The organism is Thioclava sp. SK-1, from assembly GCF_001705665.1.
Taxonomy (GTDB): Bacteria; Pseudomonadota; Alphaproteobacteria; order Rhodobacterales; family Rhodobacteraceae; genus Thioclava.
This window is the reverse complement of the sequence record NZ_MDHA01000064.1, coordinates 1-1,140: the sequence shown is the minus strand read 5'-3', so window position 1 is coordinate 1,140 and position 1,140 is coordinate 1. Positions and strand designations below refer to the sequence as shown.

The 1,140-nt window shown below is 54.4% G+C and carries 1 protein-coding gene and 2 pseudogenes; all 3 read left to right on the top strand.

Features of this window, described 5'->3' with window-relative positions; genetic code table 11:
• Positions 1-119: IS3 family transposase (locus tag BFP70_RS20790; RefSeq protein ID WP_218059680.1), on the top strand; the 119-nt coding region annotated here is incomplete at its 5' end.
• Between the two features lie 436 nt (positions 120-555).
• A pseudogene (locus BFP70_RS20425) lies at positions 556-768 on the top strand (DDE-type integrase/transposase/recombinase); the annotation flags it as partial.
• 250 nt (positions 769-1,018) lie between these two features.
• Positions 1,019-1,140, top strand: a pseudogene (locus BFP70_RS20785) (IS110 family transposase); the annotation flags it as partial.

Genomic DNA, 1,140 nt, shown 5'->3' with positions numbered 1-1,140 from the left:
CCCGACGCCAGGCCGAAACCGCCATCTTCCAATACATCAACGGCTTCTATAACCCGCGCCGTCGGCACTCAGCATTGGGAGGCAAAAGCCCCTTGGCCTTCGAACGCCAAGGGGCTTAAACGAGCACTGGGGGCGGCACAAATACGCGACAGGTCCAAACTGCATTCGAAGATCGGACAACTGATCGTGGAGCGGGATTTTTTAGTGAGCGCCTCGCATCAGTTGCTTGGGACGCGAGGCACAAAATTGTGAGCGCGGATCATCAACTGAGCCAGCGGCGGCAATGCGCACTGCTGCGCCGGTGCTGTATTCCCGTCCTGTTGGGGAAAGTGCCGAAAACCTGAGATTTATGGACCTCATCGACAAGCAGTTCTTAGAAACGCCGCTGCACGGATCGCGGCAGATGGCGCGATACATGCAGCGTCAGGGCCTAAAATGCGGCTGATGCCGATTTATCAGACGCCCAACACCAGCAAGAAACATCCACAGCACAAGGTTTGGCCCTATCTACTCAAAGGACTAGCGGTCACTCGGTCCAACTAGGTCTGGTGTGTCGATATCAGCTACATCCCGATGCGTCGGGGTTTTCTGTATCTCGTTGCCATCATGGACTGTTTCAGTCGCAAAGTTTTGGCCTGGCGGCTTTTTAACAGCATGGAGTCAGACTTATGTGTTGAGACTTTGAAAGAGGCCATCGCAAAATACGGCAAGCCCGAGATTATGAACACCGATAGTCATACGATTGATACCAGTTCTCGGATGGTTTGACTCAAACACTGATCGACCATTCGCTGGGTTGGTGCCGCATGGCTTCTCGGTTTGGTTTGACCCAAACAGCGACCGACCTGACACGTGTCTTTCCTTGGACCTGTCGATCATCCGGGAACGCCTGCGGTGAGCTTGTCTCAAAGGTGCTGCCGTGACCCAAGAAGGGCCTGACCATCCGGTCTCATGACTGTCCTGTCCCTGCATTCATCGAGGCGATGCTCGTTCTCTTGCCGCAGAAAAGGATCGTCAAATGGCCAACAACCCAGAAACGTCTCACGTCGTCGGAGGCGTAAATACCCACAAGGATTTACATGTTGCAGCTGTCGTAGACCATTACGACCGGGTGCTCGGCACCGAGAGCTTTCCCACGAC